Origin of the sequence: Marinobacter alkalisoli (assembly GCF_045449795.1) — a bacterium.
In the GTDB taxonomy this organism is placed as follows: Bacteria; Pseudomonadota; Gammaproteobacteria; order Pseudomonadales; family Oleiphilaceae; genus Marinobacter.
In genome coordinates this window covers 64,091-81,213 of sequence record NZ_JBJJLB010000023.1, presented here as the reverse complement: position 1 = coordinate 81,213, position 17,123 = coordinate 64,091, and the positions used below count along the sequence as shown (strand labels likewise).

The following is a 17,123-nucleotide window of genomic DNA, read 5'->3' as shown; positions in this document are numbered from 1 at the left end:
AGCGCCTGCTGCATTGGCTAAGCGGTATTTGGCACGCTACTATTGTCGGGATAATCAGATAACAACCGATAATAGGTAATACGATGCCAACAATGACTATTCGCAAACCCTTCCTTGCGGCTTTTGCGCTGATGCTGTCGCTGGTCAGCACCTCGCTGATGGCCGAAAAAACCTACACCATCCGACTGGCTGAAACCTGGGGGCCGAATTCGCCGATTCTTGGTGAAACGCCTCGCAGTATGGCGGCGATGGCGGAGAAAATGTCCTCGGGCCGTCTGAAGTTCCGCATTGACTCGTCCAACAAGCATAAGGCGCCTTTCGGGATCTTCAACATGGTGCGTCAGGGGCAGTACGACATGGGGCATACCGCGTCCTATTACTACAAGGGCACGATCCCCAATGCCATGTATTTCACCACCGTACCATTCGGCATGCTGGCGGCTGAGCAGTACGCCTGGTTCTATTACGGCGGCGGCATGGAGTTGATGGAAAAGGTCTACCAGCCCCATGGCTTGCTGTCGTTCCCCGGCGGCAATACCGGTAACCAGATGGGGGGCTGGTTCCGCAAGGAGATCAACTCCCTTGAGGATCTGAAAGGTCTGAAGATGCGTACGCCCGGCTTTGCCGGCGAGGTGATGGCGGAAATCGGCGTGGCAGTGACCAACATTCCGCCGGGTGAGCTTTACACCGCTCTGGAGCGTGGCACCATTGACGCCCTCGAATGGGTCGGGCCGGCGCTGGATCTGCCCATGGGCTTTCATCAGATAGCCGACTACTATTACTCCGGCTGGCAGGAGCCCGGAGCGGAAGTGCAATTCCTGATCAATCAGAAAACCTGGGACAGCCTGCCAGAAGATCTTCAGGAAATTCTGCGGGTTGCCATGCGCACCGCCGCCTATGACATGTACATCCAGAGCACTCACATGAGCGGCGAGGCCTGGGACCGCATGAAGGAAGATTATCCCAACGTCACCCACAAGACGTTCCCGCCGGAAGTGATCGACGCGCTGCGCGAGGCCACCGACAAGCTGTTGGCGCAGGAAGCGGAAAACGACCCGCTGGCGAAGGAAATTATCACCTCCCAGCGCGATTACCTGCAGAAGGTTCGCAAATGGACCAACATCTCTGACAAGGCCTACCTGAACAGCGTCGCCACGGACTGATCAGGGAAAACCGAAAGGGGCACGGCGGGTGCGTACAAAAAACCGGCGTGCCCTTTTTGTTTGCAGTGGATTCTGGAAAAATAGGCCGCTCATCAATAGGGCAGGGCCGATGAAACAGACACTGCTATCTCTGAAGGGCGTCAGCAAGGTATTTGGTGACAAAACCGTACTCGATGCCCTGGATCTCGATATCTACGATGGCGAATTCATCACGTTGCTCGGGCCATCCGGTTGCGGCAAAACCACACTGCTGCGTCTGATGGCCGGATTTGAGCATGCCGACGGCGGCTCTATTACCCTGGCCGGGAATGACATCAGCCAATCTCCTCCGGAACACCGCCCCCTCAATACCGTGTTCCAGCATTACGCGCTGTTTCCCCATATGACCGTGTTCGACAACGTCGCCTACGGACTGAAAATGGAAAAGCGCCCGAAAGAAGAAATCCGCGAGCGGGTCGAAGACGTCCTGGCGATGGTGCAACTGGGTGATTTCGCCCGTCGCAAGCCCCACCAGTTATCCGGCGGGCAACAGCAGCGAGTGGCGATAGCCCGTGCCGTGGTCAAGCGCCCGCGCCTGTTGCTGCTTGATGAGCCATTGTCCGCGCTGGACTACAAGTTGCGTCGCACCATGCAGGTGGAACTGAAACGCCTGCAGCGGGAGCTGGGCATAACCTTCGTGTTTGTGACCCACGATCAGGAAGAGGCGCTCTCCATGTCCGATCGGGTGGTGGTGCTGAAAGACGGCGTTGTACAGCAGCTGGGTACGCCGCGTGAAATATACGAACGCCCCGCCAACCTGTTTACTGCCCGCTTTGTTGGCGAGACCAACCTGTTTCCGGGCCACCTGAAGCAGGTCATGGAAACCGCGATTACCGTGGATGTCTTTGGTGTACACCGGACTCTGCGGAAGCCGGATTTCTCGGTTGCCGAAGGCCAGAGTGTGCACGTCCTGCTGCGTCCGGAAGACATTCGTGTGCTGGAGCCAGATGCCGACCACGGGCTGTCCGGCAAGGTCATGGAGCGGAACTACAAGGGCAGCACGCTGGATTCGGTCATTCACCTGGACGACGGCACCGAAGTGCTGGCCAGCGAGTTCTTCGATGAGGACGATCCCACCTTTGACTATCGCCTTGGCGAGCCGGTCCGGGTGAGCTGGGTGGATGGCTGGGAATGGCTGCTCCCGGCCGAACAGAACGAGACGGCTGTGGAGCGCCTGATCGATGCATAGGGTGTTACAGCAACCCTTCAAAACCGCTGTTCTGGTCCTGGTGTGGGGCTGGTTATTGCTACTGGTGCTGACGCCGAACCTTCTGGTGGTCGGCGCCAGTGTGATGAGCCGGGACGCCGCCAGCTTCCTGTCGTTGCCACTGAATCTCGATAGCTACCGGCGACTGCTGGATCCCCTGTATCTGGAGGTGTTTCTCCATTCGCTGTACATGGCGGGCGTCACCACAGCGTTATGCCTGCTGATAGGTTATCCGTTTGCCTGGGCCCTGTCGCGGGTGGCGAAGCAGCGGCAGACACTGCTGATTTTCCTGTTGATCGTACCGTTCTGGACCAACTCCCTGGTTCGCACCTATGCCCTCAAATTGCTATTGGCAACCAATGGCCTGATCAACAACGCCTTGATGGGGCTGGGGCTGGTCGAGGAGCCGCTACGGCTGCTGTATACCGAGGGAGCGGTCATCGTGGGGTTGGTGTATCTGTTGCTGCCGTTCATGATCCTGCCGCTGTATTCAGTGTTTGAGGATCTCCGCCACGAGCTGTTGATGGCTTCCCATGACCTGGGGGCGGGCAGATTGCCCACATTCATTCATGTCATTGTGCCGCTGACCCTGCCTGGCGTGCTGGCGGGCGTCATGCTGGTATTGTTGCCAGCGATGGGGTTGTTCTTCGTGGCGGATATCCTCGGTGGCTCACGGAACCTGCTGGTGGGGAATGTCATCAAGAACCAGTTCCTGGATGCCCGCGACTGGCCGTTTGGCGCTGCCGCCAGCATCCTGCTGACCGTGGCCATGGCGTTGCTGCTGTATGCCCACAAGCTTAGCCGCAGCCGGCTTGGTGAACAGGAGCAGGCGCCATGAGGCGTTGGCTGCCGCGGGCTTACCTGACCACCGTGTATGCACTGCTGTACCTGCCCATCCTGGTGCTGGTGGTATTCTCGTTTAACAGTTCGCGCACTGGTTATCGCTGGGGTGGGCTGAGTCTGGAATGGTATCGGTCGCTGTTTGACAACCACGCCATGGTCCAGGCCATGTGGAATTCCCTGTGGCTGGCTCTGGCCGCGGCGACCGTGTCCACTGTCATCGGCGCATTGACCGCCCTGGCGCTTCACCGGTACCGGTTTCGTGGCAAGCGGGTGCTTAGGGGCATGCTGTTTGTGGTGATGATGTCGCCGGAGATCGTGCTGGCGATCTCATTGCTGGCGCTGTTCCTGCTCGTTGGCCTACAGCTCGGGTTTGTCTCGCTGTTGCTGGCCCACGTGACCTTCTGCCTGCCGTTTGTGGTGATTACCGTGATGGCCCGCCTCAGCGGCTTCGATGAGAGCCTGCCGGAGGCGGCGCGGGATCTGGGCGCCAGTGATTTCACCATGACCCGCACCGTACTGATCCCGGTGATCATGCCGGCCCTGCTGGCGGGTTGGCTGCTGGGTTTCACCCTGTCACTTGATGATGTCGTAGTCAGCACGTTTGTCAGCGGTCCCAGTTATGAAATTTTGCCATTGCGCATCTACTCTATGGTGCGTGTCGGACTGAAACCGGAAGTGAACGCGCTGGGCACCCTTTTGCTGGTGTTTTCACTGGTCATGTTGATGCTTTCCCAATGGATACTGACAAGGAGCAAACGATGAAAAAGCTGGTGCTGGCAGGCCTGATGACTGCAACCCTGGCCGGGTGCGGCAGTCAGGAGGAACCCAGGGTTCTGAACCTCTACAACTGGTCTGAGTACATGCCTCGGGAAGTACTGGATCGCTTTGAAGAGGAAACCGGTATCCAGGTGATTTACACCACCTACGACAGCAACGAAGCGATGTACGCACGGCTCAAACTGCTGGAAGGCAGCGGCGACTATGACCTTGCGGTGCCGTCCACCTATTACGTCAACAAGATGCGCAAGGAAGGACTGCTGGAGAAAATCGACCATAGCAAGATTGAAGGCTTCGATAACCTGGACCCGGAACTGGTGAACCAGGCATTCGACGAGAACAACGCCTACAGCGTTCCCTATCTGTGGGGTACTACCGGCCTGGCCTACGATTCGGAAGATCTGGATGGTGACAAGGTCACCGCCTGGGCCGATCTCTGGAACGATGAATACCAGGGCAGGGTCATGCTGACCAATGACATGCGCGAAGTGTTCCATATTGGTCTGCGGGTGCTGGGATACTCAGGTAACAGCACCAACCCGGATGAAATCGAACAGGCCTATGAAAAACTGTCGGAACTGATGCCGGCGGTGCGTACCTTCAATTCCGACGCGCCGCGCATGCCGTACCTGGAAGGCGAGACCGACATCGGCATGATCTGGAATGGCGAAGCGGTAATGGGACAGGATGACATGCCGTCACTGGAATATGTCTATCCGGAAGAGGGCACCATTGTCTGGCTCGACAGTTTTGTGATCCCGAAAAATGCCGGTAACGCGGATGCCGCTCACCAGTTCATCAGTTTTGTCATGCAGCCGGAAATATCCGCACTGATCAGTGAAGACATTGGCTATGCTACGCCCAACCTCGCGGCCCGTGAGCTGCTGCCGGATGAGGTGGCGAACGACCGTTCCAGCTATCCCACCGCCGAAGACCTGACCAACGCCGAGTTCCAGGAGGATGTAGGAGATGACGCCATGCAGGTGTATACCCGGTACTGGGAACGACTGAAATCCGGCCGCTGAGGCGGCTCCATGGCAGGCGGGCCGGGGCGGTTTCCGGCCCGTCTGTGTAAACAGACCGTAAAAGATTGTCATTCGCCGCAAGAATGCAGTGTGAAACACGGACGTGTCTTATACTCAGGGCAGGCCAACCCATCAGGTTATGTCCAGGATGCGTTCTGTTCCACGTTCTCTCGCCAGACTGGTTGTTCTGACTGTCTGCTTAATCATGTGTGGTGTCGCAACAGCCGCGCCCCGGATGCTTTCCGAGGGCTGGCAATACCGTTGGGGCGATTCACCTACCGCCAGTGACGGTACCCCGGTTTGGGCGCTGGGCGAACCCAAAGATAGCGACTGGCATGCGATCGGTTTTCCGTCCAATCCTCCCAATCGTGATGGTCGCCAGCATGTGTGGTTCCGGGTCATGCTGCCGGAGGGGGAATGGCAGGAACCCGTACTGTACATTTTCAGTGTCGACCTGATTGTCCAGGTGTATTTCGAGGGCGAAAAGATCTATCAGTACGGTGCCTTCGATGACCAGGGGCGCGGACGCTTTGCCGGCTGGCCCTGGCATGCCATCAGCCTGCCCAGGGATTTTGAGGGCAAGATGCTGTATTTCCGGGTTTTCTCCAATTACACCGATATCGGTCTCTGGGGTGAAGTGTCGATCATGGATCGACCGGATCTGGTTCTTTATATCCTCGGGAACTCCCTGGAAGCACTGGTGATTGCGGGGTTCTCGGCGTTGATCGGTTTACTGGCGCTGATTTTCGCGATGCTTCAATCTGAGCGAAAAAGCTCTGGCAGTCTGGCGCTGTTTGCATTTTCATCGGGAAGCATGTTGCTGGCGGAAAGTCAGGCCAGCCAGTTGCTGTGGAATGCCCCGCTGGTCTGGGACTATCTGGCTGCTGGCTCCTATTACCTGCTGCCGGTGGCAATGGCGCTGCTGCTTGAGCAGTGGCTGGCCGATTATCGGCCCGGGATCATCAATCTGATCTGGAAAGTTCACCTGGCCTACGTGGTGGTTGCTCTCGGGCTGTCCGTGGCTGGCGTGATCGATTTATCGTCAACGTTTCCGCCGTTTGACGCCCTGTTCCTGATGTCCCTGCTGACCATGACCGCAGTCGTAATCCAGCGGTTTAAAAATTTGCTGCTGGACCAGCGGATCATCCTGCTGACCTACGCCATTTTTTGCGTGTTTCTGATCGTGGATATGGCGGTGGCGCACGGTGTGTTGCCCTGGGGGCGGGTTCCCGTCAGTTGGGGCGCCCTGATTTTCGCACTGGCGGTTGTGGTGATCTCGCTGTGGCATTACGCCCGCACCCAGCAGGCGCTGTACCGACTGAACCTGTCACTGGAACAACAGGTGGCTGAACGCACGGAAAAAGCCGAGGCGCTGGCACGCCGGGAGCAGGGAAGAGTTCGGCTGCTCACCTTTGAAAATGAAAAGAGCCGGATGCTCAATGACATTATCGCGGGACTTCAGGATTGCCCGGGACTGGCGCGGGCGTTCAGTTATCTTGCCCGGGTTCTTCCGGATCTCTGCAGCCCGCTGCGGGGCGCACTTTACCAGCGTATTGATGATGGCAGGGCATACGAGCGCGTCAACCATTGGGGCTATGCCGGACAACTCCCGAAGTTTGCACTGATTCTGGACACCTCCGGGGGATTGCCCGCGCCCACCCAGGTGCCTCCCCGATACCTGGCGGCACCCCCGGAACATACCCACGAACAGCAAAGGGTGCTGACGGACACTGCGTGTTTCTGGATAACGGTGCAGTCGGCCAGCGAGGGCGCGCTGGTTATGGGATTGCTGAAGGTTGAGATTCCGGAGAACTTTGCGCCCCGGGGCAATGAATACGGCGCGGCACGGCTGTTTCACGCCCTGGACCAGGGGTTGCAGCGGATCGGTATTACCCTGTCCGGCATCTGGTTGCATGAAGAGCTGAAGAAATATTCCTACGAAGACGCGCTGACTGGCCTGAAAAACCGCCGTTACTTCAATCAGCTGCTGGCACATGAGACTGCCGGCGCGGTCAGGAGTCATACGCCCCTGGCCTTGCTGGTGGTCGATATCGATCACTTCAAGCAGTTTAACGACACCCATGGCCATGAAGCGGGTGATAGCGCCCTGAAAACTGTGGCACAAGTACTGTCGCAGCAGTTCCGGGGCAGTGACGTGGTGTGCCGCTATGGTGGCGAGGAGTTTGTTGTCATCATGCCGGGTGCGAGTCTGTCCAATGCCCGGGAAAAAGCAGAAAACCTGTGCCGTGCCATGCGGGAGACCCCCATTATTCATGAGAATCAGGACTTGGGAGGGATTACCTTTTCAGTGGGTGTTGCGGGCTGGCCGGAATGCACCGATGACGCCGAGGCCCTGCTGGGGTTGGCGGACCGTGCCCTATACAGGGCGAAGGAGGGCGGCAGGGATCGGATAGAGGGGTGTCCCGCCTGCCCACCGTCCTGACGACCGTGGGCAGGCGCAGAGCAATCAGTGCCAGATATTACTGTCGATTTTTTCGTGCAGCTCTGGATAATCCGTGGACTTGAAGTGCGGGACTTCACCCTTCTTGCGCTGGGCCAGATAGTCTTTGGTCAGTTTCACGACCGTGCCGGAGAGCAACACGATCGCAGTCAGGTTGATGGTGGCCATCAGTCCCATGGACGCATCCGCCGCATTGAAGACCGTGATAACCGCCTCATACCCACCCCAGACCACCATGGCCAGGGCAGCCAGGCGCAGCAGGGTCAGCCCGAGGGTGTTGCCCCCTTTGAGGTAGATCAGCGCGTTTTCAGCGTAGGTGTAGTTCGCCACAATGGACGTAAAGGCGAAGAACAGGATGGCAACGGCAATGAAATAGCCGCCAAACTCGCCCAGGTGAACTTCCATGGCCTGTTGGGTCAGTTGGGTGCCAGTCACTCCGGAGCCGGGTTCAAGCACGCCGGCCAGCAGTATCATGACGGCGGTGGCCGTACAGATGACAATGGTATCCACAAATACCCCGAAGGCCTGGACCAGCCCCTGGGAAGACGGGTGGTGGGGCGCCGGTGTGGCGGTTGCCGCAATGTTTGGCGCGGAGCCCATACCCGCCTCGTTGGAGAACAGACCGCGCTTGATGCCGTTGAGCATCGCTGCGGTGATGGAGCCAGCGGCACCGCCGGCAGCTTCCTCAAGTCCGAACGCGCTTTTCACGATCATCGCCAGCACCCCGGGCACTTCCGTGATGTTCATCGCCATGATGACGAGCGCCAGTAATACGTAGGCGCCTGCCATGAACGGCACGACGAATTCGGCGAAACGGACGATCTTGCGCAGGCCCCCGAAGATCACAACCCCGGCGAGTGCCGCGACGACCACCCCGACACCGAGTTTGGGGGCGCCGAACGCCCCTTGCATGGCATCGGCAATGGAATTGGCCTGTACCGCATTGAAAATCAGTCCGAAGGAAAGAATGAGGCAAACCGCAAAAATGGCGGCTGCCCAGGGCGCCTTCAGGCCTTTGGAAATATACACCGCGGGACCGCCCCGATATTGCCCCTTGCCGTCTCGTACTTTGTACAGCTGCGCCAGGGTGCTTTCGGCATACCCGGTGGCCATACCCACCAGGGCGACCATCCACATCCAGAATATCGCGCCGGCACCGCCCAGATACAACGCTACGGCCACACCGGCGAGGTTGCCGGTACCAACCCGGGACGCCAGGCTGGTACACAATGCCTGGAACGGCGAGATGCCATGGACATCACTCTCCCGGGAGCCGCGAATGGCGCGCACCATCTCACCGAAGTTAACGAACTGGAGGAAACCCAGACGAATGGTGAAGAATACACCCACGCCCAAGAGACCGTAGACGAGGACATAGCCCCACAGTATAGAGTTCAGAAAATCGACAATTGCGGTCATGATGACGCCTTGTGACTTTGGAATTTGTATTTAAGGGTTGGCGCGGAAGTCTAGCACGGCGAAATCAATGGGGGGTTGCGGATATCCGAAGTTGACGTGGATACCCGCAGATGCTTGTTCAACGTTGTGGGTAGGCTGTCCAGTCGTCCAGCCAGCTGGACTGCAGGCGTGGATTCAGGGCGCCGGCGTAGTTCGCCGATTCATCAAAGAACTCGGATTTTGGCGGTGCCATGGCTGTCATCTGGCGCATCTGCACGCGGCTCTGGAAGTTCGGATCCACCGGGTCCCTGGCAGTGATATGCAGAGCGCTGTCGAGACGTTGAAGGTTGTTCTGATCCGGACTCATCAACCAGTTGCCCTCGCTGAATCCGAAGTCGTCATCGTCCTGGCCGGATTCATCCACGCTTTTGCCGAGCTTTCCGGTATTGGCGATCAGGTTATTCGAGAAAGTCAGGGAACCCCTGGCGATCAGTGAGGAGACCTCGTCCCGCAGGTCGACCGCTTCAATGCCATAGCTGTCGATGATCATGTTGTGAAAATGGCCGCCAGTGCCTTCCCGAAGGACCATGCCCCGGTGCTTCCTCGCGGTCTGCCCAGTGCCGACCAGGGTGACGTTATAGAATGATGGCTCCGACCGCGGCTGGGCCTGGTGGTCATTGCCGTTGTTGTCGCCTTCAAAGGCGTTATCACCCACATCCGGGTGTTGCTGTACTACAAGGAACTGAACCCGGCCGGTCCAGCCCCAATCCCAGTCAATGCTGTCGTCCGCAGCGCCGGTCACCACAATGTTCTTGAGATCCACGGAACCGCCAAACATTTCGATGCCATCATCCAGGGCGCGATGCACCTGCACATTGCGGACGATGGTGTCCCGCCCACACCCCCCGAGGGTGAGGCCATTGAGTTCGTTGTTCTTGTAGACCTCGAAGCCGGCGAACTCAATGCGGGTGTACTCGATGACACCACAGCTGTGACGATGATCGGTACCGCCAAAACTGCCTCTGGAATCGTTGCCGGAGACGCCCTCAATAGTCGCGCCCGGCTGGTTAACCGGTGCCTTGCCGAGCACCACCACTCCGCCCCAGTCGCCACGGGCGCGCTGGCCTTCCGGCTGGTTGCTGGTGAATACCACCGGGCTGTCGGGGCGACCCCGGGAGAACAGCTTGCTGTCCGTGGTGATAATCAGCGCTGATCCATTGTCGCCTTTTACCGTGACACCGCTTTCAAGGGTGAGATTGGCACCCTCGACGAAAATGGCTTTTTCCAGAATGTACGTCTTGCCGGATTCCCAGACCGTGTCCGCGACAATGTCCTCGTGAACACGGATAGTCTGGGGCTCGAACGCGGTGAATCCGACAGCGGCCAGGGCGGCCGCCACCGTGGCAGGGGTTATCCATATCAGGTTGCGGCGTAACCAAGATTGTTGCTGCTCGGCGTCAGCCTGGCCCGCGCTATCGGTATTCGTGGCGGGCTTTGCCATCAAAGGCTTGCCCGAGTCACGGGCGCGGATATCTTTGGCGAGGTGTTTCAGGCGCTCGGTGCCGGATGCTTCAACGCGGCGTAATACATCGCTGCGGTAGCCTGGTTCACGCAGCAGGTTATTCAGGTGCACGAAGGTGACTTCAGGGCATTCACCCTTATCAATCAGGCGCTTGAGTTGCCAGAGTTTTTCAACAAGAAGGGAGGATTGATCCGACATTGATACAGCTCCATAAAAAATGTCGGATCTTTTTTAACGCAAACAGATGACGTTTGGATGACGGGTGTTTGGAGAATCAGAAAGTTACACGACCAGAACCGGGCACTTCGCATTCGATGCAACCCGGTGGGAGACGCTGCCCAGCAGCAAACCGTCCTTGTCGCTGTGTGTGCCCCGGGAGCCGACCACGATCAGGTCGGCCTCTTTCTGCTGGGCAAACTTGACGATAACACTGGAGGGACGCCCGGCTTTGACGAACCCCCGTATTTTGGTCGCACCCTGTTCCTTTGCCTGTTCCTTGGCGTGGTTGACCACCCCCTTGGCGTACTCCGATAACACCTTGTCAGGGATATCCATGCCTTCAGGACGTCCGATCGATAGCGATGTTTCAAACAGGCTGTGGTGTTTGTAAACGCAGAGCAAATAGATCTCGGCTTCCGTGAGTTTCTGCAGCGCAATGGCCTTGTCCATTGCCTTGAAGGAGGACGAGGAACCGTCAACAGCCACCAGGATTCTTTTGAACATGCTCTTCTCCCTGAAATTGGTCTCTATTGTCCTCAGCGGAACGCCACGTCGCGCAGGAACAGTGCAATTTGCGGGAAGGCGATAATCAACCCCGCTGCTGCCACCAGCATGAAGACAAACGGTGGTGTACCGCGAATCACTTCCCAGTACGGGCGCTTGAATATGGCTATGGCGGTGAATATGTCACAACCAAAGGGTGGCGTTGCCGAGCCTATGGCCACCTGAAGTGTAATCAGAACCCCGACAAGCACCGGGTCAAGGCCGGTGGCTTCAATCGCGGGGGCAAAGATTGGCGTCAGCACCAGGATGACGACAATCGGGTCGACAAACATGCAGGCAACGAAGAAAGCGATACAGATTGCAACCAGCACGCCGACCGGGCCTGCATCATTGACGCCGACAGCCTCCAGTATGGTTTGCGGAATCTGTGCAAAGGAGATAATCCACGAAAAGCCGTTTCCGACCGCCACCAGTATGAAAACCACGGCGGTAATCAGGCCGGTGGATTTGGCGATCCGATAGATGTCCGGCAATTTCAGCGAGCGGAAAACAGCGAATTCCAGCAAGAAGGCGTAGAGCACGCAGACGGCTGCAGCTTCGGTCGGGCTGAAAATGCCGCCATAGATACCGCCCACAATGATTACCGGGAAGAACAGCGGCCACAGCGCTTCACGGACGGCGACCCCTCGTTCTCTCCAGCCGGCTTTTTTCTCGGTGGGCACCTTCTTAACGTAGGCATAGATCAAGCAATAAATTGAAAACATGATCAGAATCATGATGCCGGGGCCAATACCGGCAATGAACAGCTCGGCAATGGAGGTCCCGGAGATAACCCCGTAAATAATGAAGCCGATACTGGGGGGAATCAGAAAAGCAATGTCACTGGAATTGATGATCAGCGCCAGTGAAAACGAGTCTGAATAACCCGCTTTGAGGAGTTTCGGCCGCAGGGGAGAGCCCACGGCCACAACAGTGGCCTGGGTGGAACCGGAAACCGCACCGAACAGGGTGCACGAAGTCGCCGTGCTGATGGCGAGCCCGCCTTTTATGTGTCCGATAAACGCCATCACCATATGGATCAGGCGGTCAGCGGACTGGCCGCGGGTCATGATATCCGCCGCCAGAATAAACATGGGCACAGCAATGAGCGAGGCGGGACGGATACCCCCCATCATTTGCTGGACGAAAGTACCCATCTGGCCGAAGCCATCAAACATCATTACAAAACCGACCACCGCACCGGCAATCAGCGGAACCATCATCGGGAAGCCCAGTAGCAGCAGCCCGATCATGATCACCATCATTATAGTCGCCATGAGTTTCTATCCTTTGTTAAAGCAGCTGCAGGGTTCAGACTTCCGATTCGGTGTCCGAGTAGCCGTCGATTACACCGGTGGAAAGGTAAATATCCTTACTGGTGAAGTTCTTGATGGCCGTGAGGAAATACTGAATGCCAGTGATCGCAAAGCCTACAGGGGCCCAGATGTAAATCCACCAGATCTCAAAACCCAGCGCAGGGAGAATCCGCCCACGACCGTAGAGGGTTTCTACATACCCGTAGGAGTAGTAACAAAGGAAGAACATCACCAGGGATGTAAACAGGGCAATGAAAATCATCAGCACTTTGCGTCCCTTTGGAGGAATCGCATCGTAAACCGCAGACATACGAATATGGCGGCCATGGCGGGCCGCGTAACCGATGCCTGCGAAGGTAATCAGGATAATCAGGATTCGGTTGATTTCACCGGAAAAAAACAGCCCCTGGCCAAAAACAAAGCGCGCGATTACATTCGTGCAGGTGTTCAATGCCATGAGAAGCACGCCGGCCGCCAGCATAACGGCTTCTACCTTGGCGATGACTTCATCAATGGTTCCCAAAAAACCGGGTAGGCCGGACTCATAGGTACCGGTGTCGTCTTCTACCTCTGAGGGTTTCTCTGACATGGGGTTTGCTCCAGAGCATCTCGCTCCCGACCGGTCTGGGGACTCCCCGGCGGGGCGGGGTTAATACAGATTCCCGCCGGACGGGCCGGCGGGAATGCTTCCTTATATTGCGGTTCAGTCGTTCTGAACTTCTTTCAGATCTTCCTTGAACTGCTCCAGCAGTTCTTTGCCACTTTCGCCGGTCATCTCGATGAACTTTTTCTCCACCTGGGGCGCACGGGCCTTGAAGGCTTCGATCTGTTCATCGGTCAGGCGGGTTACTGTGACCTCGTCGCTGGCCTCTTGAATTTTTGCCAGCGATTCATCGGCCAGGCCGTCGATATGAACGAGGATCTCCTCGAAGGCAAAATCCGCGGCGTCCTGAACCAGCTTCTTGTCTTCGTCGGACAGACCCTCATAGAAGTCCTGGTTGGCCATCATGGCAGTGGTGAACCAGCCGTGTGCTGTAAAGACGAGGTTCGGGGATACTTCATACAGTCCGCCGGATTCAATCCAGAAAATCGGGTTTTCCTGACCCTGAATCATGTTGGTCTGCAGGGCACCGTAGACTTCACCCCAGGGCAGCGGTGTCGGAGTTGCGCCGAAGGCGTCATAGGTTTCAGACAACAGCGGGTTGGTCATCACCCGGATTTTCTTATTGTTGAAGTCTTCCGGTTTGGTGACCGGTTCATCGACGGTGACGACCATTTCACCTTCCGGGTACATCTGCAGAAGCTCAAGATTTTTTTCAGCGTAAAGTTCCGGGAAGTCCTCATTGATTGCTTCGCTTTCACGGAAGAACTCGACAACGGTCTCCATGTCGGTCGGCATCAGGTAGGGAATGAAGAAGATCTGTGCTTCCGGGATCAGGGAACCGGTAAAGCCGGGAGACTGGTTTACAAAGTTGAGGATGCCGGCCTGGGTTTGTTCCATAATGTCGTCGGACTCACCCAGTTCACCGAAGCGATAAACCTGAAGGGTGTGGTCGGAATTCTCTTCAATGTATTCCTTGAACTTGTAGGCAAATACGTCCTGGACGTCGCCTTCGTATTCTTCATGGGCATAGCGCCAGTTTGCAGCATTTACCGAGTTTGCGGCGGTCATGGTCGCGAATGCGATCGCTGAAATACCGGCCAGTTTCTTGAATTTGCTTAAGCTGTTCATCGTGTTGTCTCCATTTAGTTTTTTTGCTCCAGACTATTGCTGCATTATTAAAGACTGGCAAAACAAAGTGGTTTTCGCAAGAAAATGGCCAATTTAGATTGCTGCGAGGTATCGTCTTGAAGTGAAATGAAAAATGATTGAAGTGATTCTCGTACGAAGGAGGAAACAGAATGGACAAGTCGTGGATGGTGGGGCGGTGGCTGATTGTGGCCAGCTGCCTGCTGGTTTTGGCCGGGTGCATGTCTCAATCGATGATGGGAGGCGGTGGGGTGCCGTTGACCAATACATACTGGAAGCTTCAGGAGGTGGACGGTACGCCAACGCCCGATGCCGGTGCGGCCAGTGAAGCGCATCTGATTCTCCGGGACGATGGTGTCGTGAATGGCTTCAGCGGCTGCAATGCCTTTCGTGGGGAGTATGAAGTCATCAACAACCGCAACCTGGTGTTCAGTCGCATGGCCAGTACCCGCCGAGCATGCCAGAATATCGATATTCCGGAGCCGGCCTTTTTCAGGGCGCTGGAAAACACCGCCGGCGTCCAGATGGATGACCACCGTCTGCGGTTACTGGATACCGACGGCCAGGAACTGGCGGAATTCGAAGCTATAAGCCAGCCCTGACGAGGAACTGGCGAAACTCTGACACGACCCGTTCCAGGCTGTTCTCCAGTCGGTGGCCATCCGCCAGCATCAGCATGGACAACCGTTGTTGCTCCGCGAGTGCGATGACCGGCATGGCCGGAACCACGTCATCGTTCCAGCCGTGGATGATCTGCACGTAGTCAGCCTGGATGGTCGGGCTGGATTGTGGATAGTCGGGCAGCGCCAGTGCCGGGGCCAGCAGAAAGCAACCGAGTACCGGTTGTTCAGCGCTGGTTTGCGCACACACCCAGCCGCCCATGCTGGAGCCAGCGAGGATGGTGCGCCTGGGATCGGCTCCCGCCTTCTCCATGGCGTGCCTCATCTGTTCCAGCCGGGTTGCGGGATCCTTGCTGCTGCGATGATCAACCGCCACGGCGGTGACGCCCGGAAAGGATTCCGCCGCTTCTTTCATGGCCTGAATCTTGGTGCTTCCCGGGCCGCTCTCGAGACCGTGGGAAAGAAAAACGTGGGTAGTCGTTGCTGTCATTTTCCGGAACCCATCCTTTGGTTGTGTTTGGGTGTTGTCAGGCCTGGCTGAGGATATCCAGGGCATGCCGGCGTTTTTCCGGGTCGTAGATATCGACGGTGAACATCAGTTCGTCCACGTCCACGGAGTCCAGTAGTTGGTCCAGCTGTTCCCTGACGGACTCCGGACCACCGAGTATCTGCAATCCCAGGAAATCTCGTACGCTGGCTTCTTCGCCGGCATTCCACAGCCCGTCCATGGTGTCCACCGGCGGTTTCATCCACAGCGGCTGCCCGCGGAACAGGGCCAGAATACGTTGGTAGCTGGTGGTGGACAGCCATTGGGCTTCGTCGTCGGTGTCTGCCGCAATCGCCGGTACCGCGAGCATGGCGTAGGGCGTTTGCAGCTGTTCCGAGGGCTGGAAATGGTCGCGATAGACTTTGAGCGCTTCACGGTACAGTCGCGGGGCGAAATGCCCGGCGAAGGCATAGGGCAACCCCCGCATGGCCGCGAGTTGCGCGCTGTAGAGACTGGACCCCAGCAGCCAGATCGGCACGTTGGTGCCGGCGCCGGGAATCGCCTTGACCGGTTGGCCAGGCTGCAATGGTCCGAGCAGGCTCTGCAGCCTGGCTACGTCTTCGGGAAACTGTTCGGCACCCAGGCCGTCACGTCTCAGGGCACGGCTGGTGATCGGGTCGGTTCCGGGTGCGCGGCCGAGCCCCAGGTCGATCCGGTCCGGATACAGGCTGGCGAGCGTGCCGAACTGTTCGGCAATCACCAGCGGTGGATGATTGGGCAGCATCACGCCCCCGGAGCCCACGCGCAGGGATTCGGTTTTACCGGCAATGTGACCAATCAGCACCGAGGTGGCGGAACTGCTGATGCCTTCCATGTTGTGGTGCTCTGCCAGCCAGAATCGCTTGAAACCCAGCTTTTCGGCATGTTGGGCATAGGCCACGCTGTTGGCCAGCGTGGCGCCGACGGAGTCGCCTTCGCGAACGGAAGCCAGTTCCAGCAGCGAAAAGGGCGGGCGTTGTGGCATATCGTGCTCCGGATAAATCGAACCTTTGGGCTAAAGATCGATCACGATGGGTGGATTCAGGGGTTTGAAGCTGCCGGTACAGGTGCTTGCGTTGATATACCGGCGCTGGCCAATTTGCTGTTGGCCGTAGCCCTCATGGATGTGCCCAAAGATATGGAGCTTTAGGCTGAGGGTTTCAACCATGCTGGCAAGATCATCACAGCCGACGTTCAGCGAACCAGTCCCGGTTGGCACTGCATCGAGTATGCCCGCTGGCGGCCCGTGGGTAATCAGGATGTCGGTGTCACGGGGGATCCGGGCCCAGCGCTCGGCCAGGGCTGCGCCGCGTTCGAGGTTGAAGGCCCAGTTAAAGAACACCGGCGTCCATGGGCTGCCCCAGAATTTCAGGCCTTCCAGTTCGAGGCCGCTGTCCTGAAGGTAATGGGCGTGTTTTATAAGCGCCTGAGCATCCTGTGGCTCGTCCTGAAAACACCAGTCGTGGTTGCCGGCAATCAGAATCTTGTGTTTGTGGGGTTGGTCAGCGAACCAGTTGTCGAGGTCTTCCAGCTCATCCAGCGTGCCCACACCGAGACAATCACCGGAGTGGATCAGGATGTCGCCATCGGGCACCTGAATCTGACGGTGCATACTGTGGGTATCGGAAATGCAGACAAGTCTCATGGTTCGCTATCCGGCTGACGATTTGACGATTTGACGTTGTGGCGGGCAATCGCCCGGAATCTAAGATAG

General features: G+C 57.5%; 16 protein-coding genes. 7 read left to right on the top strand and 9 right to left on the bottom strand.

The genetic code is table 11. The features are described 5' to 3' along the window. Window positions 1-92: 92 nt before the first annotated feature. The 6 genes from ACJO3M_RS11400 to ACJO3M_RS11375 all read left to right on the top strand — a co-directional run bounded on the left by ACJO3M_RS11400 (window position 93) and on the right by ACJO3M_RS11375 (window position 7,497). Window positions 93-1,163, top strand: a complete 1,071-nt coding sequence (locus ACJO3M_RS11400) for a TRAP transporter substrate-binding protein (protein ID WP_407001577.1) — start codon at window positions 93-95, stop codon at window positions 1,161-1,163. Window positions 1,164-1,272: 109 nt separating this feature from the next. After that, window positions 1,273-2,391, top strand: coding sequence for a spermidine/putrescine ABC transporter ATP-binding protein PotA (potA, locus tag ACJO3M_RS11395; protein ID WP_407001490.1), 1,119 nt, complete (start codon window positions 1,273-1,275; stop codon window positions 2,389-2,391). After that, entirely contained in the window at window positions 2,384-3,247 is an 864-nt protein-coding gene (gene potB / locus ACJO3M_RS11390) for a spermidine/putrescine ABC transporter permease PotB (RefSeq protein ID WP_407001489.1), read from the top strand. Before potA ends, potB begins: the two co-directional genes overlap by 8 nt. Then, entirely contained in the window at window positions 3,244-4,014 is a 771-nt protein-coding gene (gene potC, locus ACJO3M_RS11385; RefSeq protein ID WP_406985687.1) for a spermidine/putrescine ABC transporter permease PotC, read from the top strand. The genes potB and potC overlap by 4 nt, the downstream gene beginning before the upstream one ends. Next, window positions 4,011-5,054, top strand: coding sequence for an extracellular solute-binding protein (locus ACJO3M_RS11380; RefSeq protein WP_407001488.1), 1,044 nt, complete (start codon window positions 4,011-4,013; stop codon window positions 5,052-5,054). The genes potC and ACJO3M_RS11380 overlap by 4 nt, the downstream gene beginning before the upstream one ends. A gap of 148 nt (window positions 5,055-5,202) precedes the next feature. Beyond that, a complete protein-coding gene (locus tag ACJO3M_RS11375) occupies window positions 5,203-7,497 on the top strand; it encodes a sensor domain-containing diguanylate cyclase (RefSeq protein ID WP_407001487.1) in 2,295 nt (764 codons plus the stop codon). A gap of 24 nt (window positions 7,498-7,521) precedes the next feature. On the opposite strand, the gene ACJO3M_RS11370 is transcribed toward ACJO3M_RS11375, so the two are convergent. The 6 genes from ACJO3M_RS11370 to ACJO3M_RS11345 form a co-directional block, all read right to left on the bottom strand. After that, a complete protein-coding gene (locus tag ACJO3M_RS11370; protein ID WP_407001486.1) occupies window positions 7,522-8,934 on the bottom strand; it encodes an alanine/glycine:cation symporter family protein in 1,413 nt (470 codons plus the stop codon). 118 nt (window positions 8,935-9,052) lie between these two features. Continuing rightward, a complete protein-coding gene (locus tag ACJO3M_RS11365; RefSeq protein WP_407001485.1) occupies window positions 9,053-10,633 on the bottom strand; it encodes a beta-helix domain-containing protein in 1,581 nt (526 codons plus the stop codon). 84 nt (window positions 10,634-10,717) lie between these two features. Continuing rightward, window positions 10,718-11,158, bottom strand: coding sequence for a universal stress protein (locus ACJO3M_RS11360; protein WP_407001484.1), 441 nt, complete (start codon window positions 11,156-11,158; stop codon window positions 10,718-10,720). Between the two features lie 32 nt (window positions 11,159-11,190). Continuing rightward, window positions 11,191-12,474, bottom strand: coding sequence for a TRAP transporter large permease (locus ACJO3M_RS11355; protein ID WP_407001483.1), 1,284 nt, complete (start codon window positions 12,472-12,474; stop codon window positions 11,191-11,193). A 34-nt stretch (window positions 12,475-12,508) separates the two neighbouring features. Further along, window positions 12,509-13,102: a TRAP transporter small permease gene (locus tag ACJO3M_RS11350; RefSeq protein WP_407001482.1), complete on the bottom strand. Its 594-nt coding sequence runs from the start codon at window positions 13,100-13,102 to the stop codon at window positions 12,509-12,511. A 114-nt stretch (window positions 13,103-13,216) separates the two neighbouring features. Beyond that, entirely contained in the window at window positions 13,217-14,245 is a 1,029-nt protein-coding gene (locus tag ACJO3M_RS11345) for a TRAP transporter substrate-binding protein (protein ID WP_407001481.1), read from the bottom strand. A gap of 170 nt (window positions 14,246-14,415) precedes the next feature. Here ACJO3M_RS11345 and ACJO3M_RS11340 point away from each other — a divergent pair, with 170 nt between their 5' ends. After that, complete coding sequence (locus ACJO3M_RS11340; RefSeq protein WP_407001480.1) at window positions 14,416-14,865, top strand: META domain-containing protein; 450 nt, start codon at window positions 14,416-14,418, stop codon at window positions 14,863-14,865. Here ACJO3M_RS11340 and ACJO3M_RS11335 read toward each other — a convergent pair. From ACJO3M_RS11335 to ACJO3M_RS11325, 3 genes are read right to left on the bottom strand one after another with little or no spacing between them, the layout of a single operon-like run. Then, a complete protein-coding gene (locus ACJO3M_RS11335) occupies window positions 14,849-15,373 on the bottom strand; it encodes a YqiA/YcfP family alpha/beta fold hydrolase (protein ID WP_407001479.1) in 525 nt (174 codons plus the stop codon). The genes ACJO3M_RS11340 and ACJO3M_RS11335 overlap by 17 nt on opposite strands. 37 nt (window positions 15,374-15,410) lie before the next feature. Then, window positions 15,411-16,394, bottom strand: a complete 984-nt coding sequence (locus tag ACJO3M_RS11330; RefSeq protein ID WP_407001478.1) for an LLM class flavin-dependent oxidoreductase — start codon at window positions 16,392-16,394, stop codon at window positions 15,411-15,413. 30 nt (window positions 16,395-16,424) lie between these two features. Continuing rightward, window positions 16,425-17,054, bottom strand: a complete 630-nt coding sequence (locus ACJO3M_RS11325) for a metallophosphatase domain-containing protein (protein ID WP_407001477.1) — start codon at window positions 17,052-17,054, stop codon at window positions 16,425-16,427. Window positions 17,055-17,123 lie beyond the last annotated feature (69 nt).

What these genes read in the sequence shown, in the direction of transcription:
- ACJO3M_RS11400 (WP_407001577.1), top strand. Translation starts at nt 93, where the DNA reads ATGACTATTCGCAAACCCTTCCTTGCGGCTTTTGCGCTGATGCTGTCG.
- potA (WP_407001490.1), top strand. Translation starts at nt 1,273, where the DNA reads ATGAAACAGACACTGCTATCTCTGAAGGGCGTCAGCAAGGTATTTGGT.
- potB (WP_407001489.1), top strand. Translation starts at nt 2,384, where the DNA reads ATGCATAGGGTGTTACAGCAACCCTTCAAAACCGCTGTTCTGGTCCTG.
- potC (WP_406985687.1), top strand. Translation starts at nt 3,244, where the DNA reads ATGAGGCGTTGGCTGCCGCGGGCTTACCTGACCACCGTGTATGCACTG.
- ACJO3M_RS11380 (WP_407001488.1), top strand. Translation starts at nt 4,011, where the DNA reads ATGAAAAAGCTGGTGCTGGCAGGCCTGATGACTGCAACCCTGGCCGGG.
- ACJO3M_RS11375 (WP_407001487.1), top strand. Translation starts at nt 5,203, where the DNA reads ATGCGTTCTGTTCCACGTTCTCTCGCCAGACTGGTTGTTCTGACTGTC.
- ACJO3M_RS11370 (WP_407001486.1), bottom strand. Translation starts at nt 8,934, where the DNA reads ATGACCGCAATTGTCGATTTTCTGAACTCTATACTGTGGGGCTATGTC.
- ACJO3M_RS11365 (WP_407001485.1), bottom strand. Translation starts at nt 10,633, where the DNA reads ATGTCGGATCAATCCTCCCTTCTTGTTGAAAAACTCTGGCAACTCAAG.
- ACJO3M_RS11360 (WP_407001484.1), bottom strand. Translation starts at nt 11,158, where the DNA reads ATGTTCAAAAGAATCCTGGTGGCTGTTGACGGTTCCTCGTCCTCCTTC.
- ACJO3M_RS11355 (WP_407001483.1), bottom strand. Translation starts at nt 12,474, where the DNA reads ATGGCGACTATAATGATGGTGATCATGATCGGGCTGCTGCTACTGGGC.
- ACJO3M_RS11350 (WP_407001482.1), bottom strand. Translation starts at nt 13,102, where the DNA reads ATGTCAGAGAAACCCTCAGAGGTAGAAGACGACACCGGTACCTATGAG.
- ACJO3M_RS11345 (WP_407001481.1), bottom strand. Translation starts at nt 14,245, where the DNA reads ATGAACAGCTTAAGCAAATTCAAGAAACTGGCCGGTATTTCAGCGATC.
- ACJO3M_RS11340 (WP_407001480.1), top strand. Translation starts at nt 14,416, where the DNA reads ATGGACAAGTCGTGGATGGTGGGGCGGTGGCTGATTGTGGCCAGCTGC.
- ACJO3M_RS11335 (WP_407001479.1), bottom strand. Translation starts at nt 15,373, where the DNA reads ATGACAGCAACGACTACCCACGTTTTTCTTTCCCACGGTCTCGAGAGC.
- ACJO3M_RS11330 (WP_407001478.1), bottom strand. Translation starts at nt 16,394, where the DNA reads ATGCCACAACGCCCGCCCTTTTCGCTGCTGGAACTGGCTTCCGTTCGC.
- ACJO3M_RS11325 (WP_407001477.1), bottom strand. Translation starts at nt 17,054, where the DNA reads ATGAGACTTGTCTGCATTTCCGATACCCACAGTATGCACCGTCAGATT.